The organism is Flexibacter flexilis DSM 6793 (assembly GCF_900112255.1).
Classification (GTDB): Bacteria; Bacteroidota; Bacteroidia; order Cytophagales; family Flexibacteraceae; genus Flexibacter; species Flexibacter flexilis.
This window is the reverse complement of the sequence record NZ_FOLE01000016.1, coordinates 1-22,705: the sequence shown is the minus strand read 5'-3', so window position 1 is coordinate 22,705 and position 22,705 is coordinate 1. Positions and strand designations below refer to the sequence as shown.

16 protein-coding genes are annotated in these 22,705 nt (G+C 42.4%); 9 read left to right on the top strand and 7 right to left on the bottom strand.

The genetic code is table 11. The features are described 5' to 3' along the window. Positions 1–94 precede the first annotated feature (94 nt). The 5 genes from BM090_RS17320 (at position 95) to BM090_RS17300 (ending at position 5,651) form a co-directional block, all read left to right on the top strand. Complete coding sequence (locus tag BM090_RS17320; RefSeq protein ID WP_245756755.1) at positions 95–1,480, top strand: 3'-5' exonuclease family protein; 1,386 nt, start codon at positions 95–97, stop codon at positions 1,478–1,480. 128 nt (positions 1,481–1,608) lie between these two features. Continuing rightward, positions 1,609–2,376: a hypothetical protein gene (locus BM090_RS17315; RefSeq protein ID WP_091516661.1), complete on the top strand. Its 768-nt coding sequence runs from the start codon at positions 1,609–1,611 to the stop codon at positions 2,374–2,376. Positions 2,377–2,418: 42 nt separating this feature from the next. Continuing rightward, positions 2,419–3,435 (top strand): endonuclease/exonuclease/phosphatase family protein, encoded by a 1,017-nt coding sequence (locus tag BM090_RS17310; RefSeq protein WP_091516657.1) that lies wholly within the window; start codon positions 2,419–2,421, stop codon positions 3,433–3,435. 143 nt (positions 3,436–3,578) lie between these two features. Further along, positions 3,579–4,514 (top strand): NAD-dependent epimerase/dehydratase family protein, encoded by a 936-nt coding sequence (locus BM090_RS17305; RefSeq protein WP_091516654.1) that lies wholly within the window; start codon positions 3,579–3,581, stop codon positions 4,512–4,514. Between the two features lie 78 nt (positions 4,515–4,592). Further along, positions 4,593–5,651, top strand: a complete 1,059-nt coding sequence (locus tag BM090_RS17300; RefSeq protein WP_091516650.1) for an agmatine deiminase family protein — start codon at positions 4,593–4,595, stop codon at positions 5,649–5,651. A gap of 123 nt (positions 5,652–5,774) precedes the next feature. On the opposite strand, the gene BM090_RS17295 is transcribed toward BM090_RS17300, so the two are convergent. The 3 genes from BM090_RS17295 to BM090_RS17285 form a co-directional block, all read right to left on the bottom strand. Then, positions 5,775–7,133 carry a glycine-rich domain-containing protein gene (locus BM090_RS17295; protein WP_091516647.1) on the bottom strand — a complete coding sequence of 453 codons (1,359 nt, stop codon included), beginning with the start codon at positions 7,131–7,133 and terminating at the stop codon, positions 5,775–5,777. Between the two features lie 286 nt (positions 7,134–7,419). Beyond that, on the bottom strand, positions 7,420–7,593 hold the full coding sequence (locus BM090_RS18815) for a hypothetical protein (protein ID WP_177200000.1): 174 nt from the start codon (positions 7,591–7,593) through the stop codon (positions 7,420–7,422). Positions 7,594–7,625: 32 nt separating this feature from the next. After that, positions 7,626–8,429, bottom strand: coding sequence for a hypothetical protein (locus tag BM090_RS17285; RefSeq protein ID WP_143084031.1), 804 nt, complete (start codon positions 8,427–8,429; stop codon positions 7,626–7,628). 256 nt (positions 8,430–8,685) lie between these two features. On the opposite strand from BM090_RS17285, the gene BM090_RS17280 reads away from it, so the two are divergent. Continuing rightward, positions 8,686–8,934 (top strand): hypothetical protein, encoded by a 249-nt coding sequence (locus tag BM090_RS17280; protein ID WP_091516637.1) that lies wholly within the window; start codon positions 8,686–8,688, stop codon positions 8,932–8,934. A gap of 366 nt (positions 8,935–9,300) precedes the next feature. Here BM090_RS17280 and BM090_RS17275 read toward each other — a convergent pair whose 3' ends face one another. Further along, on the bottom strand, positions 9,301–10,356 hold the full coding sequence (locus tag BM090_RS17275; RefSeq protein ID WP_091516706.1) for a 1,9-bis(guanidino)-5-aza-nonane synthase: 1,056 nt from the start codon (positions 10,354–10,356) through the stop codon (positions 9,301–9,303). Positions 10,357–10,512: 156 nt separating this feature from the next. Next, positions 10,513–11,592 (bottom strand): FUSC family protein, encoded by a 1,080-nt coding sequence (locus BM090_RS17270; RefSeq protein WP_091516635.1) that lies wholly within the window; start codon positions 11,590–11,592, stop codon positions 10,513–10,515. Between the two features lie 149 nt (positions 11,593–11,741). Here BM090_RS17270 and BM090_RS17265 point away from each other — a divergent pair, with 149 nt between their 5' ends. From BM090_RS17265 to folE, 3 genes are all read left to right on the top strand, one after another. Then, positions 11,742–12,320 (top strand): hypothetical protein, encoded by a 579-nt coding sequence (locus BM090_RS17265; protein ID WP_091516632.1) that lies wholly within the window; start codon positions 11,742–11,744, stop codon positions 12,318–12,320. 213 nt (positions 12,321–12,533) lie between these two features. Continuing rightward, positions 12,534–12,944 (top strand): 6-pyruvoyl trahydropterin synthase family protein, encoded by a 411-nt coding sequence (locus BM090_RS17260; RefSeq protein WP_091516629.1) that lies wholly within the window; start codon positions 12,534–12,536, stop codon positions 12,942–12,944. Further along, positions 12,922–13,617, top strand: coding sequence for a GTP cyclohydrolase I FolE (folE, locus tag BM090_RS17255; protein ID WP_091516625.1), 696 nt, complete (start codon positions 12,922–12,924; stop codon positions 13,615–13,617). The genes BM090_RS17260 and folE overlap by 23 nt, the downstream gene beginning before the upstream one ends. Positions 13,618–13,760: 143 nt before the next feature. Here the strand turns inward: folE and BM090_RS17250 are convergent, their stop codons facing one another. Together BM090_RS17250 and BM090_RS18545 are read right to left on the bottom strand one after the other, a co-directional pair. Beyond that, positions 13,761–22,298 (bottom strand): T9SS type B sorting domain-containing protein, encoded by an 8,538-nt coding sequence (locus tag BM090_RS17250; RefSeq protein ID WP_143084029.1) that lies wholly within the window; start codon positions 22,296–22,298, stop codon positions 13,761–13,763. Further along, positions 22,261–22,705, bottom strand: a 445-nt coding sequence (locus BM090_RS18545) for a hypothetical protein (protein ID WP_221405424.1), incomplete at its 5' end; no start/stop codon positions are given. The genes BM090_RS18545 and BM090_RS17250, both read right to left, overlap by 38 nt.

Here is a 22,705-nt window from a genome sequence, read left to right as displayed (position 1 = left end):
CAAACACTTCTTTACCAAAAAGATATTCTATAATTTGCCAAATAATTCAGAACCACTTCAATACACTGATTATCAAGACAAACACATATTTAATTTGGCGAATAATACTCTCATGTACGCTATTATAGACATCGAAACCACAGGCGGGCAGCCTACACAAGATAGAATTACGGAAATTGCCGTTGTCATTCACGACGGCGAAAAAATCGTGGAAGAATACAGCACACTCGTCAATCCGTGCCGCAGTATTCCATACCAAATAACACAACTCACGGGCATCAGCAACGAAATGGTACGCGACGCGCCGAAGTTTTATGAAGTGGCCAAGAAAATCGTAGAACTTACTGAAAATAAGATATTTGTGGCGCACAATGTGCGCTTTGATTATTCATTTATCAAAAAAGAATTTAATGATTTGGGCTACAATTATTCGCGCAAAACACTCTGTACCGTGCGCCTGAGTCGCAAAATTTTGGCGGGTCTTCCCTCGTACAGTTTGGGGCGTTTGTGCGAAAGTTTGCAAATTCCCATGACAGCCCGCCACCGCGCCTTAGGCGATGCGATGGCTACCGCGCATCTGTTCACGCTGTTGCTCCAAAACGACGCGCAAGACACTATCCAGAAAACCGTAGCCGACGAAGTAAAAGCCGCACTGTTGCCGCCGAGTCTGAACCGTCAGCAAATCAGCGAGTTGCCCGAACTGGCAGGCGTATATTATTTCCACGATGCCGAAGGCCGCGTGATTTATGTGGGCAAAAGCAAGTCTATCCGCAAACGCGTACTGAGTCATTTTGCCGTAGACTTGAAAAGCAAAAAAGCCATTGAATTTAAAAATAACATCGCAGATATTACCTATGAAACTACTGGAAATGAACTTGTTGCTTTGCTTTACGAATCGCATCTTATCAAAAAAATAAAGCCACTGTACAACCGCGCCCAACGCCGCAGCAATTTTAGTTATGGCATTTATGACTACGAAGACGGCAACGGTTACATTAATTTTGTGGTGGAAAAAGTGCGCACAGGCCAAACGCCCCTACTCTATTTGAGCAACGCCGACGCGGGCAAAAACACGCTGTTTAACATGGTGCAGCAATACCAATTGTGCCAGAAATATTGCGGACTTTACAAAACGCAAGGCGCGTGTTTTGACCACCAAATTAAAGTATGTGCGGGGGCTTGCGTGCAAAAAGAGTCGCCCGAAAGCTACAACGAACGCGCCCAAAAAGCGATAAAACGTTTCCGATACGCACACAACAATTTTTTTATTTTGGGAGCAGGCCGCCAACAATACGAACAAAGTGTGGTTTGGGTGGAAAATGGTGTGTATAAAGGTTTTGGCTTCGTGGATACGAGCACAGGCGGCACGCACGAAGACCTCAAAAATGCCGTAAAGCCTTACGCCGACAACCGCGACGTACAGCAAATTATTCGCAGCTACATGAAAACAATGCGCACCGAAAAACTCATCGTGTATTAGTTTTCGGCTTGGGCACGGAATTTCCGCATATAAAATGTAACTTTGCAAGGCAACGCGCCCACGCGGAATATTTGTTTTGGGCGCGGTGTTTAATGTTTTTTTAGTTTTTGCTTTTTTAAGATAAAAGAATGATTCGTAGCCTCACGGTAAGTTATACTACTCCACCACACGTTCCTGCTCCTTACAGCCATCATTATTCCCTCAAAGCCGAAGTAGTAGGCCAGCAGGTCAATTTGGAATATTCCATCACGTACACCGACCGCGACACGATTTCTTTGGAAGAAATTGAGAACGAAGGCTTTACAGAAGATGACAATCAACAAATAAAAGCCATAGTCGGGACTATTTGGGAAAAACCTTTGGTAGATTTAATTGCCAAAACGACCATTTTGCCCGAAGGCCAACACTTAGAAGACTTTCACGACGAAGTACACGTGGACTGGACGACTGCCGATGGCAAACGCGTACAAGGCATTCCCGAAAACGTAACAGATTGGCAATATTTGGTACAAGAACTTATCCAAGCTACACTGGAGCAATCGTCTCAGGAACAGCCACTTACCATTCGTTACAAACGCAACGAGAAAGACCACAGCACAACACTCATTACTTTAGTGGTGAAATTTGCGCAACGCAACGCCGAAGTAAATGTAAGCGGCTCAAAAGCGGCACCAGTTTTGCATACGCTCAACTGGGAACAGCTACGCCCCGTGTTGCAAGCCGTGTATGCACCCGAATATTATCCAGAAAAAGCACTCGAAACAGAGCCAACCCAAACGGGTGAGTTCATTGATTCGGGCGATGGTTTTTGGTACAAAATCGGGGATGGCGTGCGCAACTTGCGCGGGCAAAACGTATTGCACAAGCTGCAAAAGCAGTTTGAACAATGGCTATAACCAAATCTCAACCAATTGATTACCAATTTTTTATTTAACAAAATGAAATCAATCCGTTTCTTTGCTATCGCGGCCATGTTGTTGGCATTGGGTGGCAACCTACAAGCTGCCCCGAAAAAAATCACGGTGGCATTTTACAACTTAGAAAATTTGTTTGACACAGAAGACGACCCCACCATAGACGACGAAGAATTTTTGCCAACTGGTAAAAATCGTTGGGATGCCGACCGCTACCAACGCAAATTGGAGCACATGGCCGACGTAATCGCGCAAATTGGCGACGAAGACGGTCCTGAAGTGTTGGGCGTATGTGAAGTAGAAAACCGCAAAGTAATGCAAGATTTGATTGCAACCCCAAAACTTCGCGACCGCAACTACGACATCGTACACGTAAACTCACCCGACGGACGCGGTATTGATGTAGGCTTTTTCTACAAAAAAGACGTGTTCACGTACCTTTCGCACCGTGCCCTAAACGTGAGCTTTGCCGACGAGCCTACGCTTAAAACACGTGATATTTTGATGGTAAAAGGCTTGCTCAAAGGCGACACAGTGTATTTCTTCGTGAATCACTGGCCATCAAGACGCGGCGGCGCGGCCAGCGACGGCAAACGCAAAGCGGCAGCCACTCGCACACGCGGTGTTATTGACTCGATTTTGACGCAAAGCCCTAATGCTAAAATTTTGTTGATGGGCGATTTTAACGACGAGCCAACCAACGAGAGCATCAAAGACGTACTCAACGCTTCGGGCAACGAAAAAGAGCTAAAAGACAAGCAACTGTACAATGCCATGTGGGATTTGAAACAGGCAGGACGCGGTTCGCATAGCTACCAAAAAGAATGGAGTATGCTCGACCAAATGATTATATCTCAAGGTTTTTTGAACAAAAAAAGCAAAGGTGCTCAGTATGTAAAAAAATCGGCTAATATTTACGAAGCTGATTTTATGAAAGAAACCAACGAAAAATACAAAGGTCAGCCGCTCAGAACGTATGTTGGGCCTAAATACATGGGCGGTTATAGCGACCATTTCCCTGTTTATTTGCAATTAAAGTAATTTCAATTCGCTAAAAACAAAGTATTTACGTTATTTTTATCAAAAAAACAGGCACTATTTTTCTGTTGAAATTTTAGTGCCTATTTTTATGCCCCATTTTCTAAACAACAATCACCGCTATTAAACTTTATCTTTCAGTCATTATGAACGAAACAGCATCTTTAACAATTTTGCTTACAGGCGGCGCAGGCTTTTTGGGCAAACATATCACAGCATTTCATGAAAGCATTGGGAATAAAGTGGTTACTCTTGGACGCGAGCGTAACAATACCCTCGTAACAGACCTTTCCAACACAGTTCCAGACCTTTCTAACTATACATTTGATTATGTGATTCATGCCGCAGGCAAGGCGCACGTAGTCCCACAAAATCAAGCAGAAGAGCAAGAGTTTTTTGATGTAAATTATTGGGGAACAATCAATTTGCTGGCTGGCTTAGAAAAATGCCCGACCTTACCCAAAGGCGTAGTGCTGATTAGTACCGTAGCCGTTTATGGCTTAGACAGCGGCGAACTTATCAAAGAATCGCAGCCCTTGGCAGCTTCTGAGCCTTACGGAAAAAGTAAGATTCAGGCCGAAGAAGCTGTAAAAGATTGGGGCGTAAAGCATGGCGTTTCGGCGGCGGCTTTGCGTTTGCCATTGGTGGCGGGCACGAATCCCCCTGGCAATTTGGGCGCGATGATTTCGGGTATTAGCAAAGGTTTTTATTTGAGTATCGGGGAAGCTGATGCACGCAAAAGTATTGTTTTGGCTAATGACGTGGCAAAAATCGCGGTAAAAGCGGCGCAAGTAGGCGGTATTTATAACCTCTCAGACGGGCATCACCCCAATTTTGAGGAGTTAGAAACACTTATTAGCCAACAACTTGGCAAGAAAAAACCAATAAAAATTCCTTACTTTGTGGCCAAAATGTTGGCTTGGGCTGGCGATGCGTTTTTCTTTGTTACACGCCGACGTTTCCCTATCAACAGCCGCGCTTTGAGCAAAATAACCAGTCCGCTCACTTTTGACGACACACTGGCACGCCAACAACTCGGCTGGAAACCAACAGGTGTTTTGCAAGGTTTTAAAATTAAATAAACAACTGATTTTCAATTTTATATAAAAATAAAATATAGCTGCGGCGGCCATGCCGAACACCGCAAGCAACCCACATCAATGGCAACTATTTTCACCCAAACACCCGCCCAATTGGGCTACCGATTCCCTGCCGAATGGGAAAAACACACGGCCACTTGGCTGAGTTGGATACACAAAGAAGCCTCTTGGCCGGGCAAAATCGAGACGGTTTATCCTGTGTATTCGGAATTTATCAAAATCCTGACGGCTGGCGAAATGGTAAATATCAACGTAGCCGATGAAGCCATGAAAGCCGCCGCAACGGAACATTTGTTGCGTCAGGGCGTGGACTTGTCCAGAGTGCAGTTTTTCATGCACCCCACCAACGACGCTTGGTGCAGAGACCACGGCCCCGCGTTTTTGCTCAACCCGTCGGCGGCGCACCCCAAAGTAATCGTAGATTGGGGCTATAACGCTTGGGGCGACAAATATCCTCCTTACGACCTTGACGACGTAATCCCGACGCGCATCGCGGAGCATTATAATCTTCCTGTTTTCTATCCAGAAATCGTGATGGAAGGCGGCTCGGTGGAATTTAATGGCTTAGGAACATTGCTTACTTCTAAGGCTTGTTTGCTCAACGAAAACCGCAATCCACATCTTTCGCAAGCCCAAATCGAACAAAAACTACGCGATTTTTATGGCGTAACTAATATTTTGTGGTTGGGCGATGGCATCGTAGGCGACGACACCGACGGCCACGTGGACGACATCACGCGTTTTGTGAACACGGACACGGTGGTTACAGTAATCGAGCACGACAAATCGGACGAAAATTATTTGCCGCTCAAAGAAAATTTGGAGCTTTTGCAAACCATGCGTTTGGAAAACGGCAAGCAACTTAACGTAGTAGAATTGCCGATGCCAAAACCTGTGGTGTTTGACGACCAACGTTTGCCAGCTTCTTACGCAAACTTCTACATCGGCAACGCTGCCGTAGTAGTGCCTACTTACCGCGACGAGGTGAACGACCAAAAAGCCTTGGACATTTTGGCCAAATGCTTCCCCGACCGACCAGTAGTTGGTCTTGACTCTACGGATTTGGTGTGGGGCTTGGGTAGTTTCCACTGTTTGAGCCAGCAAGAACCAGCCGTATAATTGGCAACCAATTTTATAAAAACAAAAAGCCCCAAAAGTGGGGCTTTTTTATTGATTAATTATCAAACAACAACGCTTTAACTATCGAATTGTAGTTTTATGGCTTCGTAATTCTTGGCTTGCTTAATCACCGCCGCCACCACAACCGCCACAGCTACTGCACGAACTGCCGCCACTATTACAAGAGCTTGTACAGTTTCCACCACTATTATTTTGTACAACAGTGGTTACCAATGGCGCAAATGAAGTGGTTAAAACCGCTGTACCTGACAAGAAATACCGCCATTGCCAATTATTCTCAATTTGTGTTGTGGACAGAATGTTATTTTTGTAGAAGTTGGGGATGATGGTTGTGGCTATTTGCTTTGTCAGGTTTTTTAAAAACATAATCATTACTATCACTATAATAACAGTAAAAAGTACAATCAGATAAATAGGTTTGTCTCTTAAAATGCCCGTTACAATTCTGGTAAATGAGAACAACAATAGCGAAGCCAGTACAATAAAATTAGTGTAAAATAGATTCCCAAACTTTTTTGACTTATTAAAATATTTCAGAAAAGCGTCCATGCTATTGGAGACGTTCCCGAAAACTGGCTTTGATACTAGGCTACTAAAAAAACGATCATAAGAAGTAGTTCCTAAGTCGGCTAAGATTGTTATGACCTGAAGTTGAGCAATATTGGTTGTTTCATTGTTACTTTCAGCAAGTTCAAGCTTCTTGTTTTGCACAACGATTGTGCCATTGTCCACCAACTCATTGACCGTTCCGTTAATCACATTCCCGAGGTTTTGTGTCTTCAAATACACCAGTTCAAATGGTTGCAGATGAAAGATAAAAGAATCTTTGTCAAATTCTGTAACAATATTTTTTAGCTTTCGTCTATTGTACAATTCAAGTAACAGCAGTGTTACAAGTGATAATACAATGAAACCAATAACAAAATACGGATTATTTATTTGCACATAAACGGGTTTGAGCAAAAAATATGCGGGGACTGTTAGGCAAATAAAAGCCAGTATTCCGACAATAATAAATGTCCTTAATTTCATCTGCGCTTTTCCCAGATTTAGGCTTTCAAACATATCATTATATGCCCAAATGCTTTTGGGTTGTGCGCCAAAATCCCTTTCATAAAACTTGAGGGTTCTTGCTTTGGCTTGCCTAAATTTGTCAAAATCGTCTTTGTTGTGCGTCGATGGAATATGCTGAATTTGCTTTCCGAGCAGAAGGCAAAAGTCTTGGTATGATTGTGTAAAAATCAAATGTTGATGCCAAACACAATCCACAATTTCGGACGGCGAAACCATAAAGTCAGAGGTTGCCGCCAAATACATAAACTTCTTGTATTCAACAATGGCTTGTTGGGTAAAATCTTGTGTCCAATAATATTCCTTGGCAAGCCTTACCGAAAAACCATATTCACTTGGCGGATTATCTAAATCAAATGCCAATATTTCATTCCAAAGCTCCTGATTCATAATACATAAAAAAAATTGTATAATATTTCTGCAAAAACTTTATCATCAACAGCACATTATATTCTAAATTTTAATTTCAGTGTTCTGGAACACCAATAGGGTTTTATTGAGCCATAAATATAAAAAAACAGCCTCCACTTTTTAAGGGCGAAGGCTGTTTTTTATAAAGATAAAACCCGAAAGGTTGTTTATCAATTACATATTTTTGATGATTTCCGAACCGAACTCAGAACATTTGAGTAGCGTTGCGCCAGACATTAGGCGTTCGAAATCATAAGTTACACGCTTAGAGGCGATAGAGGCTTCCAAATCTTTGTTGCCATGTCCCCCAGCCACCCAAAATGAAAAAGCCCGCAATGCCCAATTGGTAGAAAAACACGCTTTCTTTGAGAATGCCCAGCACCACCAAATACAAATAACCAAGCGGTAACAAACTCTGTAATTTTTCAAATTCTTTCATGTAATGTGTTTAAAATTATAGGCAACCCTCCCCTATTTCTCTTTTTTCGCGTCATTACCACCGTTTTTGATAGCCCCCGTAATATCCGAAACCAATTTGAGTAAACTCTGTTGGTTGCCTTGCTCAATGCGGGCTTTTTCTATCTCGGCGGTAGTTTCGCCTTTTTTGAGGATAAAGTTACGCTCTACGCGGAGCAACTCGCCAATAACAGTGCTTACATCTTTGCTTTGCCCGAAGTGAATAGCCGTATAAAGTGCCGAAATTTTCATTTCGATGGTCGTGATTTCGTTTTGGTAATATTTTCTTTCGGCCAAACCTTGCTTATAGAGGCGCAAAAAGAAATAGGCAAAGATTTCTACAAAAATAGACAATAGCACACGAGGCGCAAAAGCATACACAAAATCATCTGTATGTTCAAATGTTTTATCTTTATGCTCCCAAATGGTATAGCCAAGAACCACAAATGCCGCAATAGTTATTAAGCTTCCAAAAGATAAGTTCACAACCATCTGCCTATCTATGCTTTTTATTTCTTCATTTAATCTGTCTTTTTGATTTGTAAGCCTCTGCCATAAATTATTAAAAAGCCGTTTTTCTTGCTCGCCAACGGCATTGGCTACTTTGGCGTTTAGCTCCGTAAAAAAATCTTGGTTAATGTGCGTTGCCAACGCATTCTGCAAACCCTCGAATAATTCTTTTTGTCGCTGCTCGGTTACACCACCCAAATTTACCTTTTCATCAATATTTTTTAGCTGCTGATTAGTTTGAGCTTGCTGCGCACGCAGTTCTTCAAACTGTTTTTTTTGCTCCTCAAGAAGCACTTTAAATTGTGCCATCTCAGCAATTTCATTTACTTGAGTAGTAGTTTGTCTATTGATTGTTATTGCCCCCCCAAACTTTAAATAGATATATACTATTAGACCAAGCAAAACATCGCCAATCACTATAGTAATCAAAAACGATAAAAAATCATTATAAGGCAGATTTCGAAACAACCAAGATGAAAATATAGACATTATAATACATGCAATCATTAGTATTATAAGTAAAAAAATCTTATTTTTTCTACTTATAATACTAACTACAATAATTATGCTGATTATGCTGCTAATGCTGCTGCTGATTATGCTGCTGCTGATTATGCTGCTGCTGCTGATTATGCTGGTGATACTGATTATGCTGGTGGAGATACTGCTGGTGTTGCCGCTGATGTTGCCGCCAATGATGAAGATAGTGATGACGAGAGTGCTGAATAAGGTGATTATTATGATGGAGTCATCATTATCTTTAATTTTTTTATTTTCAATAAGCCAACAACAATACGCACTCAATATCAAATAGATTACAGCAATAGAAGCAACATACCATACCTTATTATCAAGAAACGGTTCTTTAAATGCCAATAAAAAACCAATGTAAATACTCCATAATATTGTACCCGAGAGCCAAATATTGAGTAGTTTTATTACGTCCTCACCAAGTTTATCGTAACCTTCTTTTCCTATTGCCCAACGCCAAAATGTATTCATATTCTTTTTGCGGTTTTGTGGTTTGTATTATTTTAGAATGTAAAGCGAATGTATTGTATTTTTTGGTTTAATAAAAACATACCAATCCTTTTATTGCATTTTATTTACCCACAAAAAAACCGCCCCTTGTGAGGGCGGCTTCTTCGTATATAGTGTTATGGGTTCTTGCGTAAAGCGATTAAGCAGGTACGTTTACTTTGTCCAATACGTCGTTGAAACGGCGTTCTGGGCGGCCTGCTTGCGAACCTTTGTGGTAGGCATAACCAGCGATAAGCGGCATAGCGATAGTGGCTTCAGCCCATACCATTTGCTCATATACCACATCTACTTTGCCCCATGAGCAAGCCTCTTTCAGGGTAGAACCCGAAAGTGCGCCGTCGCGCTCGTCGGCTACCGTGATTTGAACGGCATATTTGTGCATTGGTGCTTCTTTTTCCAAGATGTCGCAAGCAACCACGATGTCCTGAACGAAGTTTTTAGGCACACCGCCACCAATCATAAACAAGCCAGATTCTGGGTTGTGCAATTTCACTTTCGTGATTTCCAAGAAATCTTTAGCCGAGTCGATAGACACGTGTTTGGTTGGGTTGTGCCATTGATGATGCACCAAGCCGAAACCAGCCGAGCAGTCAGAGAAGGCAGGAACGAAAATAGGTACACCTTTTTTGTAGCATTGCCATACGATTGAGTTTTCGCGGAACTCAGCGTATTTGTCATTTTCGTCAAGGAAACGACCCATCTCACGGATAAACTCGCGTGAAGAGTAAGGGCGTGGCTCTAACGAGTTACAGATTTGGCCGATAGTGTCGTCGCAAATGCGAAGGTCTTCTTCGTCAATAAATGTATCATAGATACGATCAATCATCAAATCGCGAAGTTCTGTATCGTCAATGCCGTATTGTGTACCGATATAGTGTTTGAAGCCCAACGCCTCGAAAAAGTCTTGGTCAACGATGTTCGCACCCGTCGAAACGATAGCGTCCACCATGTTATTTTTTACCAAATCAACCACTACGTTTTTCAAACCAGCCGAAATAAGTGAGCCAGCCAACGTAAGGAATACAGCACATTCTTTGTCCTCTTGCATCATATTGAAGATATGCGCGCCACGAGAAAGGTTACGTGCCTGAAATGCCATTGTAGCCATTGCATCAACCATCGGAACAACGTTATGCGCTTTGATGTCGATGTGTTGTATGGTTTTTTGTAGCAATTCTTGTTTTCTTGGATTCATAATGAAGTTAGAATATATAATGAGTTTAAACTTGCCGCAAAGGTAAATATTTTTTATGTCAATACAATTCACCTTTCAAAACTTAACAAATAATTTATCTGATAATCAAAGATTTTGATGTAATACAGACACAAAAACATTGTACAACCATCTCCCCTATCGGCGCAAAACGGTCAGGCCAGTTTTGCGGATTTGTTGCTCGGTGCGTGCCCTGATTTTGCGGTGATACAAGAAAAATGCCGCAATGCCGCCAATGATGCTGCCCAACGTGATGTCCAGCCAACGCGCCTGAATCAATGTGTCGGGACTAATGTGCATGGCGTGCGAGGCTTCGGCCAAAAAAATCGTGAGCGGCGTCATGAAAATAACGGCCAGTCCGTAATGCCGCACAATGAGCATTTCTATCATAAATTGCAAAAACATAATGCTCAAGCAAATGCCTAATTCGTTCATCTGAAATTTGAGCAAACCCCACGTAAGCGCAAGCCCCAAGAAAGTCCCCAAAATACGCTGTGCGCTGCGTTGCCAAACTTGATGCAAACTCATGCCCTGCAACACCGCCGCGCACGAAATGGGCAGCCAATACGGATTTTGGAGTTTGAGCAAATGGCCCACCAGCAACGACAAAGCCATAAAAGACCCAATAATCAGCGATTCTACAAAGTTGCTAAAATTGGCTTTTTTGACCGTAATCACCTCATCTTTAGGCGGATATTTTTGGGTAATATAAAGGCTATACACAAACGCCAACATACAAGCCAGCATCGCACCCATGCCAACCAGCCCCACACGCGTAGGAATCTGCACGGGGTCGAATGGCATACAACTGGCCACCGAAGCGAGCATAATAAAAAAGAAACTACTGGGCGGTTTCATCTCAAAATAACGCACCACCCAATGCACCGCCACCGAAAACAAGCCAATCACCAAAGCCGAAACAATGGGATTAAAACTAAAAATCAGGCCGATGGTATAGGAAATCATGAAACCAAACGAACAAGCCAGCAACGTAATCATTCGGCGGGCAACGGTGGTGGTGGGCAAATGCAGAATCACCAACCCCGACGTACTGGCTAGCAAACCATAATCCAGCCGATGCGTAAAATAGCCGATGAGCAAAGGAATCCCTACGCACAACGACGCGAGTACGGGAATATGCCACAAACGTTCGGATTTCTTTAGCTCAAAAAATGATTTTAATTCTTTGACAAACAATGATTTAAAATCTGTTTCCATGATTTTTTATTTACTTTTAATATAGACTTTTGGTTGATTAACACTCAAATCGCGGATAAAGTTTAGCTGCCACAAAGGTAATAGGTGATTTGGTTTTGTAGAAGAATAAAAAGAACTTTGTAACCAACCTTATGAAAAGTAAACGACTTATGACAAAATACAATTATCTGATTTCCAGTGTTTTATTTTTATTTACGGCCTGTTCCGATGCCAAAATAGAACGATTTGAGAAAGAGTGGAAAAAAGAAGAAAAAAACATCGAATCCATTGAGCTCCAAATTACGACCGTAACCAAAAGTGCCAAACTTTGTTACCAAACCATCAAAGAAGATAGCGTTTACTATTATTATGGCTACACCGACAGCCTCAAAACCATCGTGGATACGTCGGCACGCCGAGCAACCCGCGCTTATGTAATGGCCCACAAGAATTTAGCTGATTTTAAAACCTTTATCAATAATCTGGACAAAGCCCATACGCAATTACAGTTCATCAAACAAGGGACATTTGAGGGAGACAAAAGCCAAGCCATTGCCTTCGCCGATTCGTTGATAGACAGATTACAACCCGATTTGTCGCGCCTACGCAAGCAATACGCCATGCAAAATTACTTATGGAAAAGCACCTGCGAAAGCTACGATCTTACCAAAGAAAAAACAGTTTACGGTGTAGGGCAGCCTGGCATTAAGAAAAATGCCAAAAAACCAAATTTGCCTGCTAACCGCTAAAAGTAAATTCAAAGCGAACAATTCCTGTTTTTAGAATGTTTGGATGGTAGAAAAAGTATTGCATTTTGTGAAATGTTTTTTCGTAACAAATAAACAAAACGTTTTGGAGGCGTGTTTTAGCAGAAGAGACTACAAACAATTTTTATTCAAAATCAGAAACTCAAAACAAGTAATCGGTTTGTCAATTAGCTTTGCAGACCGCCATCTATATCTATGAAAGTAGCCGTTTTTCGCAAAGAACATTTTAACGCAGCCCATCGACTTCATAACCCAGCTTGGAGCGACGAGCAAAATAAAGCGGTGTTTGGAAGATGTAACAATCCGCACTATCATGGCCATAACTACGAGGTAGTAGTAAAAGTAGTGGGCGAAATCGACCCGCAAACAGGCTATGTAATAGACACCAAAATATTAAGTGATTTAGTAAAAGAATTGGTAGTCAGCAAATTTGACCACCGAAATCTTAATTTAGACACAGAGGAATTTAAGAGCCTCAACCCTACTGCCGAAAACATCGCGGTGGTGATTTGGCAAAAGTTGCGTGAGCGATTAGATGCCAAATTGGAACTGAAAGTAATCCTTTACGAAACAGAAAGAAACTATGTCGAATATCCCGCCAATTAAAGATATAACCGATTTGAGCCAGTTCAGCATAGACGAAATTGGCGACGAACATTTGTTTTCTTCTTACGAAACGCCTTTGCGCTCTGACGCTTTCGCGCTGGACGACGAGACCAAAATCCAACTCATCGAAGAGCGTTTTCGGGACATTATGGACATTTTGGGTTTAGACCTCACCGACGACAGCCTGAAAGGGACACCGCACCGCGTGGCCAAAATGTACGTGAAGGAGATTTTTAGTGGCTTGAATCCTGCCAACAAACCCAAAGTAGCTTTGTTTGAAAATAAATATCGCTACGACCAGATGTTGGTGGAAAAAGATATTACGCTTTTCTCCAATTGCGAACATCATTTTGTGCCGATAATCGGCAAAGCGCACGTAGCGTATATTTCTAACGGTCAGGTAATTGGGCTATCAAAAATCAATCGTGTGGTACAGTATTTTGCCAAACGTCCGCAGGTGCAAGAACGCCTGACGGTACAAATTGCCAAAGAACTACAAACCATGCTCAAAACTGAAGATGTGGCCGTACTGATAGATGCCAAGCATTTGTGCGTGTCGTCGCGCGGCGTGGAAGACAATAGCAGTGCAACCGTAACGGCGCACTACAGCGGGAAATTCCGTGACGAGAAAACACGCGCCGAGTTTTTGGCCTACGTCTATAACGGCAAATAATTTGTCGTTATATCAATAATATTTTTAGCCTCTTACTTCGCTGTGAGGGGCTTTTTTTATTGAAAAGCAAAACCCTCGCCCTAAGAAAAAAGGTCTTTTAAGGCAACCGCCCTAAAAGACCTTTTTGTTATTTACCGAATAGCTTATTTTCTGCTATCTACGATTTCTATCCAGCCTTTGTATTTTTTACCATCTGGCATATGAATTGAGTAGAAATAGACTCCATCTGGATAACCACTACCATCCCAATCATTACCATAATTATTGGTTTTAAATACTTTTTTACCCCAACGGTTCACGATTTCCACTTCAACGCCTTCACGTGGCAAGTTTCGGATAATCCACTTGTCGTTATATCCATCACCGTTCGGTGTGATTACGTTCGGAATCAAGAATGAAGAGTCGATTGGCACAACTACCACCGAATCCAAAGTACAGCCTAAGGCATCTTTAAACGTCAGGGTATATTCACCTTCTCTCAAATCTTGGAACACAGGCGCGTAACCGCTATCAATTGGAAGCAATTCTTCAAACGCTGCACCGTTCAGACTCACATAATATGGAGCAGTACCACCCGTAACAGCCGTTATCAAGATTTGACCAGAGGCTTTTTCTGGCGAAGGCTTGCTTTCTGTTATTTTGATAAATGGTACAATATTTCCGCAAGGAATATCTATGAGCGTATCCAATTGGCAACCTAACGAATCGCGTATTGACAACAAATATTGTTTAGCACCCGTAATCGTGTACGTTGTATCATATTCGGCAGGATCCGTACCATAAGGTTTCGTAATCGAAGCGTAAACACCTTGGTCGAAACTTACAGAGTAGCCAGCCAAACCAACCGTACCACCTTTGATGGTTTCTACTACAATCTTGCCATTACCGTAAGTATAAGTTACAGCAATTTTGGCAGGTTCAGCAATGGTATCAACAATATTAAATTCTGTATAACACAATCCTACTGTGCCTTGTGAAATCTTAATATTATAAATACCTCCTTTCAAACCAGTAATCGCATAGTCACCATTACCAAACGTCTCCGTTCTGGTTTCGCCAGTAGAAGAGTTTGTCAGCGTAACAGTATAAGTTCCTGCTCCCGACACATTGGTAAAGGTAATCGAACCATTTTGTTCGCCATGACAAACAATGTCTTTACTATTTTCTGTAAAGTTAAGCGGTCGAGTACCTCCAATTACAAGCGGCTTCGTTGTAGCACAGTTACCACTATTTGTATTGTCGTACAATGTGATCGTGTATGCACCAGCGGCCAAGCCTATAATTTTAAGCGATGTACTATCAGCAGGAATAGGAATAATGCTTCCTCCGTTTAACTGATAACTATAAGGCGGTGTGCCTGCGAAAGAAGTAATAATCGCTTCTCCATCTGCATTGTTACAAGTAGCCTCTTTCACCTGAGACACCGCAAATGATACGGCTGGAGGCGAAGTAAGAGCTACAAGATATTCACCACTCGAACAACCTGTTGTATTGTCTGTAATTTTCACAGTATATACTTGAGATGTCAAGTTGTTGAATACAATGCTGGAAGGAGCAGCAGGGTCAAATATTTGCGACTGGTTAAGTGGCAATATTGTAACTGTATAAGGACCTGTACCACCTGTTACGTTGGTAATGGTAATACTACCCGTATTGCTACCGCTACAGTTTGGATTTACTTTTACCAAGTCAGCAAGTGCAACAGTTGGTGTCGTAGATTTCACCTCAAAGATGTATTGTCTCGAACAACCCGCTGCATCAACTACTACTAAGGTATCCAATCCCGCAGCCAAGCTGTTAAATTCTTGACCTACTACTAACGTACCGCCCGCAACTCCATTGTAAACGTAAGTATATGGAGCAGTACCACCTTGCAATACATCTACTTTCACGATGCCAGTGCTTGCATTACATTGAGACATTTGAGTCTGTGTAATTACCGCATCAATTGAGTCTGGTTGCAAGATATGAACCGTGTCAGCAGCTATACAACCTGTTGTTACGTCGCGGAAGTAGATAGTAATGTTACCAGCAGGCAAGCCTGTAATTATGCTATCCGTAGGCAATGGCAAGAATCCTGTACCGCTCAAACTGTATTGGTATGTTCCGTTGCCAAAATGCACACTATCCAATTTGGCTTGGCCATTGCTTGCACCGTAACAAGTTGCGGCTTTGTGAGCCGAAGCAAATGCAACGATACTTGCAGGTCTTACTAATTCTTGCGTAATAGACATTACACATTTACTTACTGTATCTCGTACGGCTAAGTGATAAGTACCTGGAGCAAGACCCGTAAAGGTGTTGTTGAAGCTCCAAACCACTGGGACAGCCGTAGAATCTATTGTGAACTGATAAATACCTGTTCCGTTGCCGATCGTAAACTTAATCACACCGTCATCGTTGGTAGTACAAGCCGTCGGGTTAGTTGGCGTTACCACTACAGTGTAATTACAGTTTGTAGGATTACAAGCAGGGTCGTTAGCCGCACGTACTGTAACAGTTGCTGTGTCTGGTGATGGGTTATAACAGAAGCCATCAGGGGCAGTCATTACCACTTTCACCACATCGTTGGGTTGCAAGCCAGTAGAAGCATACGTTAAGCTGCTACCGTTTTGAACCGAAATACCATTTACCAAGAAGTTATAAGTAACTCCACTTACTGCATCCAATTGGCTGCTTGCTGTGAAGGTTACTGGCGTACTTGAACAAACAATTGCAGGAGCCAAAGTAACGTTCACAGGAATGTTTTTGCGAATCATCACTTTGAAATTGACAAAGTCTGTTGGGTTCGGATCTGCACACGCACCACTTGCATACAACATCGTAGAGATGAGTAAGCGAGGTGAGTTAGGGTTAAAGATAGTCAGAACCTCTACTAAGCTATCCACTGGAGACGTAAACAAGAATTGGTTATTATTTCTGTACCAATCATAAGTCGGTGTAGCACCCGCACTTGTAGCCACTGCTTTAAAGGCTACTTTTTCGCCTTCGCAAAGTGTATCATTCGGGCTAATCAATACTTGACTGCCATCTGCTAAAATATGATATGCCAAGATTGTAAGCGTTGGCGTAACTACACCTGTACTAATATCTACATTGTAACTAGCAGTATCTGTAATTGGATTGGCGCAAGCATCTGCCGACGTTACCACCACTTTTACAGGCTGGCTTACCGTAAAGGCAGTATCCATTACCAACGTATCGTTATTTACTGCTGGCGAAACAGGAACACCGTTTACAAACCATTCAAACGTAGCACCTGAACCTACTTGAGTAGTATCCGCGATGAATGTAAACACTGTTGGGTTACATTGTTGGCCACTCAAACCGTTTGGCACTTTGATAGATACCTGAGGCGTAAGGCTTCTTACTATTTGATTGAATACCGCAGTATCTGAAGACTTAGACAAACAAGTGCTTGTAGAGTTCATGATCACGGTAATCACTGCATTTTGTGTCAGAGTATCTACGGCTAACGTATCTGTAACATTACCTGTTACTGGTGTGCCATTAATAAACCAAGTATAAGAAGTGTTGCCAACTGCATTTACATCTGTTGCAGTATAAACAATCGGCGCATTTGCACAAGACGATTGTCCTTCGCTGCTGCTTACCGCTACAACTGCTTCTTTGAGTGCTGCATTATTATTGATAATCAACAAAGTATCATCTATACAAGACTGTGAACCTTTACGCACAAACAATGTACGGCTACCCGCTGGCAAGTTTGGTATCGTAAATGGAACACTTGTGATTGCGGTATATGGTCCGTTCATTGAGAAACTATATTGGAATGGAGCTGTAGCCAACACCCCACCTACATACACACTATCAATCACTACGCTACCGCCTACACCGTTACAGTTGGCATCTGTCGTATGCGCAAATGTTCTTACTGAAGCAGGAGCAGCTAGTATAACCGTGTCTTTCAAGATACAGCCATTGCCTGTTTTGATTTGGTAAGGATAAACGCCAGCTGCCAAGTTGTCGTAAGTATTTTGGCCAGAGAATACCGTTGCCGCACCAAACATATACGTATAAGTTACTGTATCGCTTACCGCTTTCGTAAACAATACGCTACCGTCGTTGCCGATGCAAGAAGGCTGAACATCAGTGCGCTGAACATTTACTAAAATAGTAGAAGCGATATTGATACTGTCCGACTTAATACATGAGTAAACAGGTGTTACCGCCGTATCTGAAACCGTGATTTTGAGCATACCCGCAGGCAAGTTAGTAAGTTGTGTTAAGGCTGCACTTACTTCTACAAACGAAGTAGAACCAGTTGCTACACCACCCACTTTATCAATACGATATTTATAAGAAGCAGGATTTCCACTCAAAATAAATAGTAAGCCTGTTCCATCATTACCATCAGGACAAACCGTAGGAACAGAACCCAAAGTAAAATTGATGTTACAAACTGGGTTACAACCTACTGGCGCGTCAAGAACTACCGTTGTGTCCTTGATACAGCCACTTACATTGTCCACGATATGAACTGTGTAAGATCCTGCATTCAAGCCTGAGGTGCTCGCCGCTGTCAAATCGCCACTGAAACTATAGTTGCCGCTGCCATCGCTTACCGCAAACACTACACTACCTGTACTTGTACAAGTTGGTTGTGTTAAGGTTGCTTGCAATTTCAATTGAACTGGCGCGTCAAGAACTACCGTCGTGTCTTTTATACAGCCACTTACATTGTCCACGATATGAACTGTGTAAGATCCTGCATTCAAGCCTGAAGTGCTCGCCGCTGTCAAATCGCCACTGAAACTATAGTTGCCGCTGCCATTGCTTACCGCCAACACTACACTACCTGTACTTGTACAAGCTGGTTGTGTTAAGGTCGCTTGCAAGCTAAACTTGACAGGAGAACCCACTACAATTGCAGTATCTTTTGTACATAATGTTATGTTATCCCTAATCACCACATTATAAGTACCCGCGCCCAAACCTGTGGTATTGGCAGCAGTCAAATCGCCTAAGAATGTAAAGTCTCCGCTACCACCAATTACAGTCAGCGCAATTGCTCCGCCATTATCTTGACAGTCTGCATCTGTTACGACAGCAGCCACATGAATTGGCGTAGTGCCTTGCAAGCGTACCGAATCTGTAAGCGTACAACCATCACCCGTTTTAATTTTGTAGTAATACGTTGTATCAGCTTTCAGGCCTGTGTAAAGCGTTTGAGACGAGAAAACAAGTGTATCACCGAATGCATAAGTATAAGTTACGGTATCAGCTTCAGACATTTTGCTGAACTCTACTCTACCATCATTACCCAAACAAGTAGGTTGCGTATCGTCTCTTGTTATCTTGATAATTACGGAAGCCGTAATATCTACACTATCCGAACCAATGCAAGAATATGCGGGTGAAACAAGTGTATCTGCCACCGTTACTTTTAGCATACCTTCAGGTAAGTTAGTAAGCTGTGTAAGAGCCGTATTTGCTTCTACAAACGACGTAAAACCTGTGGCTACGCCTCCTATTTTATCTACACGATATTTGTAAGAAGCTGGGTGACTACCCAAGATAAACAACAAACCAACACCATTTGAGCTGCCTTCGCAAAGCGTAGGACGTGCACCCAATGTAAAATCTATATCACAAATTGTAACACAACCTGTCGGAGCGTTCAGGACAATTGTTGTGTCTATTTTGCTACAACCCGTTACGTTATCCAACACACTAACTGTGTAAGAACCAGCAGCCAAACCGTTCGTTACAGCAGTGGTTAAATCTCCGCTAAACGTATAGTTGCCACTACCATTTAGAAGGCCTAACGTAATTGAACCACCAGCTGGAGTAGCACAAGTAGGTTGACTCACTGCAATTTGCCATTTAAGCGCATCAGGAGCTACCAGCGTAAAGGTGGTGTCTTTCGTACAATTTGTGATACTATCCACCACAGACAACTGATATGTACCAGCAGTAAGGCCTGTTATTGTATCATTATTCACACCCAAATCAATTGTTCCGCTCAACCAAGTATATCCATATTTACCACTGCCATTTACAATACTTACAGCGATAGAACCTGTGGTCAAACAAGTTGGATTAACGATGTTATAAGAAGCTATTTTCAATGGAATAGGCTCATTGACTACATAGGTTTGGGTTGTAGTAATCGAACCGTCTTGAATAGTTACTTGATAAGTTCCAGCACTCAAGCCTGTCAGCGTATCATCACCCACAATTGGCGTAGAAGGTAATTTTATCCAAGAATAAGTAGCTGCCGAAGTAGCACCTTGTACATGAAGAATAATTGTTCCTTCACTGCCTCCGCAAGTAATTGCATCCGTAACATCGGCAGTTACATTAAGCGGTTGAGGAACTACAAATTCTACCGAATCAATACAAGCTCCATCTTTGATAAACACTACATACACACCAGCCGTAAGATTAGTGATACCTGTCGGTGCTGTCGCGATGGTTGCGCCAGCAGTATAAGTGCTTGGGCGTTTTTTCCAAACATATGTTTCAGAACCACTTGCTCCCGTTACGATCAAACCTGTAATGCTACCATCATTGCCACCATTCACAGAAACTGGCGTAATAGTAGCTCCACCAATCGTAAATGGAACAGGATTAGTAAGTGTAACTAAAGCAGAATCTTTACAGTTAGGGGTTTTTATGACTACTTTATAAGTACCTGCACTTGCTGAAGACAAATCAGTAATTACAGTTCCCGTTGCTACATTCGTCCAAGTAATAACAGGAGAAACAGCATTTGTTGTTACACTTAATTGACCATCAGTACCACCACATTGCGTAGGGTTCACGCCAGTAGCTGTAATTGTAAGTAATTCATTTACTGTTATATCAATAGAATCTTTACAAGCCCCATCAGCAACGACCGCTCTATACACCCCTTTTGCCAAGCCTGTAAGAGACAAACCTGTTTGAGACAATATAGTAGATGGTAACTTCACCCATTTCACTACAGGGCTTATAGCTCCATTCAAAGACAATTGAATAGAACCCGCACTAGCACCACAAGCACCGTCCACCACAATCGTATTATTGAATGTAAATGGATTGGGGTTCATCAATGTTACGACTACAGAATCCAAACAAGTACCAGAAGAAACAACACCCACATAAGTACCAGAAGATAAGCCAGTTAAATTCTGCGTAGTTGCAATCACTACGTTATTTTTCTTCCAAGTAAATGACGTTACTCCCGCTACTGTATTTCCAACCATTAAAGTAATGGTGCCATCTGCTGTATTACAAGTAGTAGGGTCTGTATGGGTTGTATTCAGAGATAATGAAGGGCTACCTACCACTACCGTTAATGAATCTTTACACGCTCCATCTGTTACTATTACCGTATAATTACCTGCGGCCAAACCACTCAAATCTTGCGTAACCAAACCGATTGGTTTCCACAAATAAGTTTGTGAGCCACTCGCCCCAGTAACTGTAATATCAATTGCGCCATCAGTATCACCGCAACGTGAAACATTCGTTACACTATTTACCGTAATTGTAAATGGAATTGGGTCGCTAAGCGTTACCGAAAGTGTATCACGGCAAGTACCTTGGCTTGTAATCACGGTATAAACACCTGCACTCAAACCAGATACGTCTTCAGTTGTAGCAAAAATACCACCCGAAGAATTAGACCATTCATAAGTATAGCTACCTGTTGGCGTTATACTCAAATTGATGCTGCCGTCTGCTCCCCCACAAATGCTAGGATTTGTCTTAGTAGATGATAACACAAAGTCTACAGGACCTTTATTAATCACTATTGAAGTAAAGCTCACGCAGCTACCTGAAATCACACTTACTGTATATGTATCGGGTAACAAACCACTCATATCTTGGCTCGTACCTACTACCGTTCCTGCACTGTTAGTCCATGAATAAACATAGCTACCTGCCGATGGTGACACACTCAAATTGATACTGCCATCTCCTGCTCCGCACAAGCTCTCATCCACTTTCGTTGCTGACAATGTAAATGGACTTGGATCACTCAACGTCACACTCAACGTCGCGGTACAAGTGCCTTGACTTACCACTACCGTGTAAACTCCTGCACTCAAACCACTTATATCTTCACTCGTACCAACTACTGTGCCTGATGCATTCGTCCAGCTATATGTATAAGTGCCAACAGCACTTACACTCAAATTGATGCTACCGTCTGCTCCACTACATACACTCGGATTTACTACGCTCGATGACAACGCAAAGCCTACTGATCCACCATTGATCACCACACTCGTCGTGCTCACGCAGCTACCTGAAATCACACTTACTGTATAGGTATCGGGTAACAAACCACTCATATCTTGGCTCGTACCTACTACCGTTCCTGCACTGTTAGTCCATGAATAAACATAGCTACCTGCCGATGGACTGACAATCAAATCTATACTGCCATCTCCTGCTCCGCACAAGCTCTCATCCACTTTCGTTACTGACAACGTAAATGGACTTGGATCACTCAATGTCACACTTAAACTCGAAGTACAGCTGCCTTGACTTACCACTACCGTGTACGCTCCTGCACTCAAACCACTTATATCTTCACTTGTACCTACTACTACGCCTGATGCATTCGTCCAGCTATATGTATAAGTGCCAACAGGACTTACACTCAAATTAATACTGCCGTCTGCTCCACTACATACACTCGGATTTACTGTCGTCGAACAAAGCAAAGCCTACTACTCCACCATTGATCACCACACTTGTCGTGCTCACGCAGCTACCTGAAATCACACTTACTGTATAGGTATCGGGTAACAAACCACTCATATCTTGGCTCGTACCTACTACCGTTCCTGCACTGTTAGTCCATGAATAAACATAGCTACCTGCCGATGGACTGACAATCAAATCTATACTGCCATCTCCTGCTCCGCACAAGCTCTCATCCACTTTCGTTACTGACAATGTAAATGGACTTGGATCACTCAATGTTACACTTAAACTCGAAGTACAGCTGCCTTGACTTACCACTACCGTGTAAACTCCTGCACTCAAACCACTTATATCTTCACTTGTACCTACTACTACGCCTGAACTGTTAGTCCAGCTATATGTATAAGTGCCAACAGGACTTACA

Bases quoted from the DNA above. Each gene is read 5' to 3' on its own strand.
- BM090_RS17315 (WP_091516661.1), top strand. From the start codon at position 1,609: ATGATTCGTAGCCTCACGGTAAGTTATACTACTCCACCACACGTTCCT.
- BM090_RS17310 (WP_091516657.1), top strand. From the start codon at position 2,419: ATGAAATCAATCCGTTTCTTTGCTATCGCGGCCATGTTGTTGGCATTG.
- BM090_RS17305 (WP_091516654.1), top strand. From the start codon at position 3,579: ATGAACGAAACAGCATCTTTAACAATTTTGCTTACAGGCGGCGCAGGC.
- BM090_RS17300 (WP_091516650.1), top strand. From the start codon at position 4,593: ATGGCAACTATTTTCACCCAAACACCCGCCCAATTGGGCTACCGATTC.
- BM090_RS17295 (WP_091516647.1), bottom strand. From the start codon at position 7,133: ATGAATCAGGAGCTTTGGAATGAAATATTGGCATTTGATTTAGATAAT.
- BM090_RS18815 (WP_177200000.1), bottom strand. From the start codon at position 7,593: ATGAAAGAATTTGAAAAATTACAGAGTTTGTTACCGCTTGGTTATTTG.
- BM090_RS17285 (WP_143084031.1), bottom strand. From the start codon at position 8,429: ATGGCACAATTTAAAGTGCTTCTTGAGGAGCAAAAAAAACAGTTTGAA.
- BM090_RS17280 (WP_091516637.1), top strand. From the start codon at position 8,686: ATGCTGATTATGCTGCTAATGCTGCTGCTGATTATGCTGCTGCTGATT.
- BM090_RS17275 (WP_091516706.1), bottom strand. From the start codon at position 10,356: ATGAATCCAAGAAAACAAGAATTGCTACAAAAAACCATACAACACATC.
- BM090_RS17270 (WP_091516635.1), bottom strand. From the start codon at position 11,592: ATGGAAACAGATTTTAAATCATTGTTTGTCAAAGAATTAAAATCATTT.
- BM090_RS17265 (WP_091516632.1), top strand. From the start codon at position 11,742: ATGACAAAATACAATTATCTGATTTCCAGTGTTTTATTTTTATTTACG.
- BM090_RS17260 (WP_091516629.1), top strand. From the start codon at position 12,534: ATGAAAGTAGCCGTTTTTCGCAAAGAACATTTTAACGCAGCCCATCGA.
- folE (WP_091516625.1), top strand. From the start codon at position 12,922: ATGTCGAATATCCCGCCAATTAAAGATATAACCGATTTGAGCCAGTTC.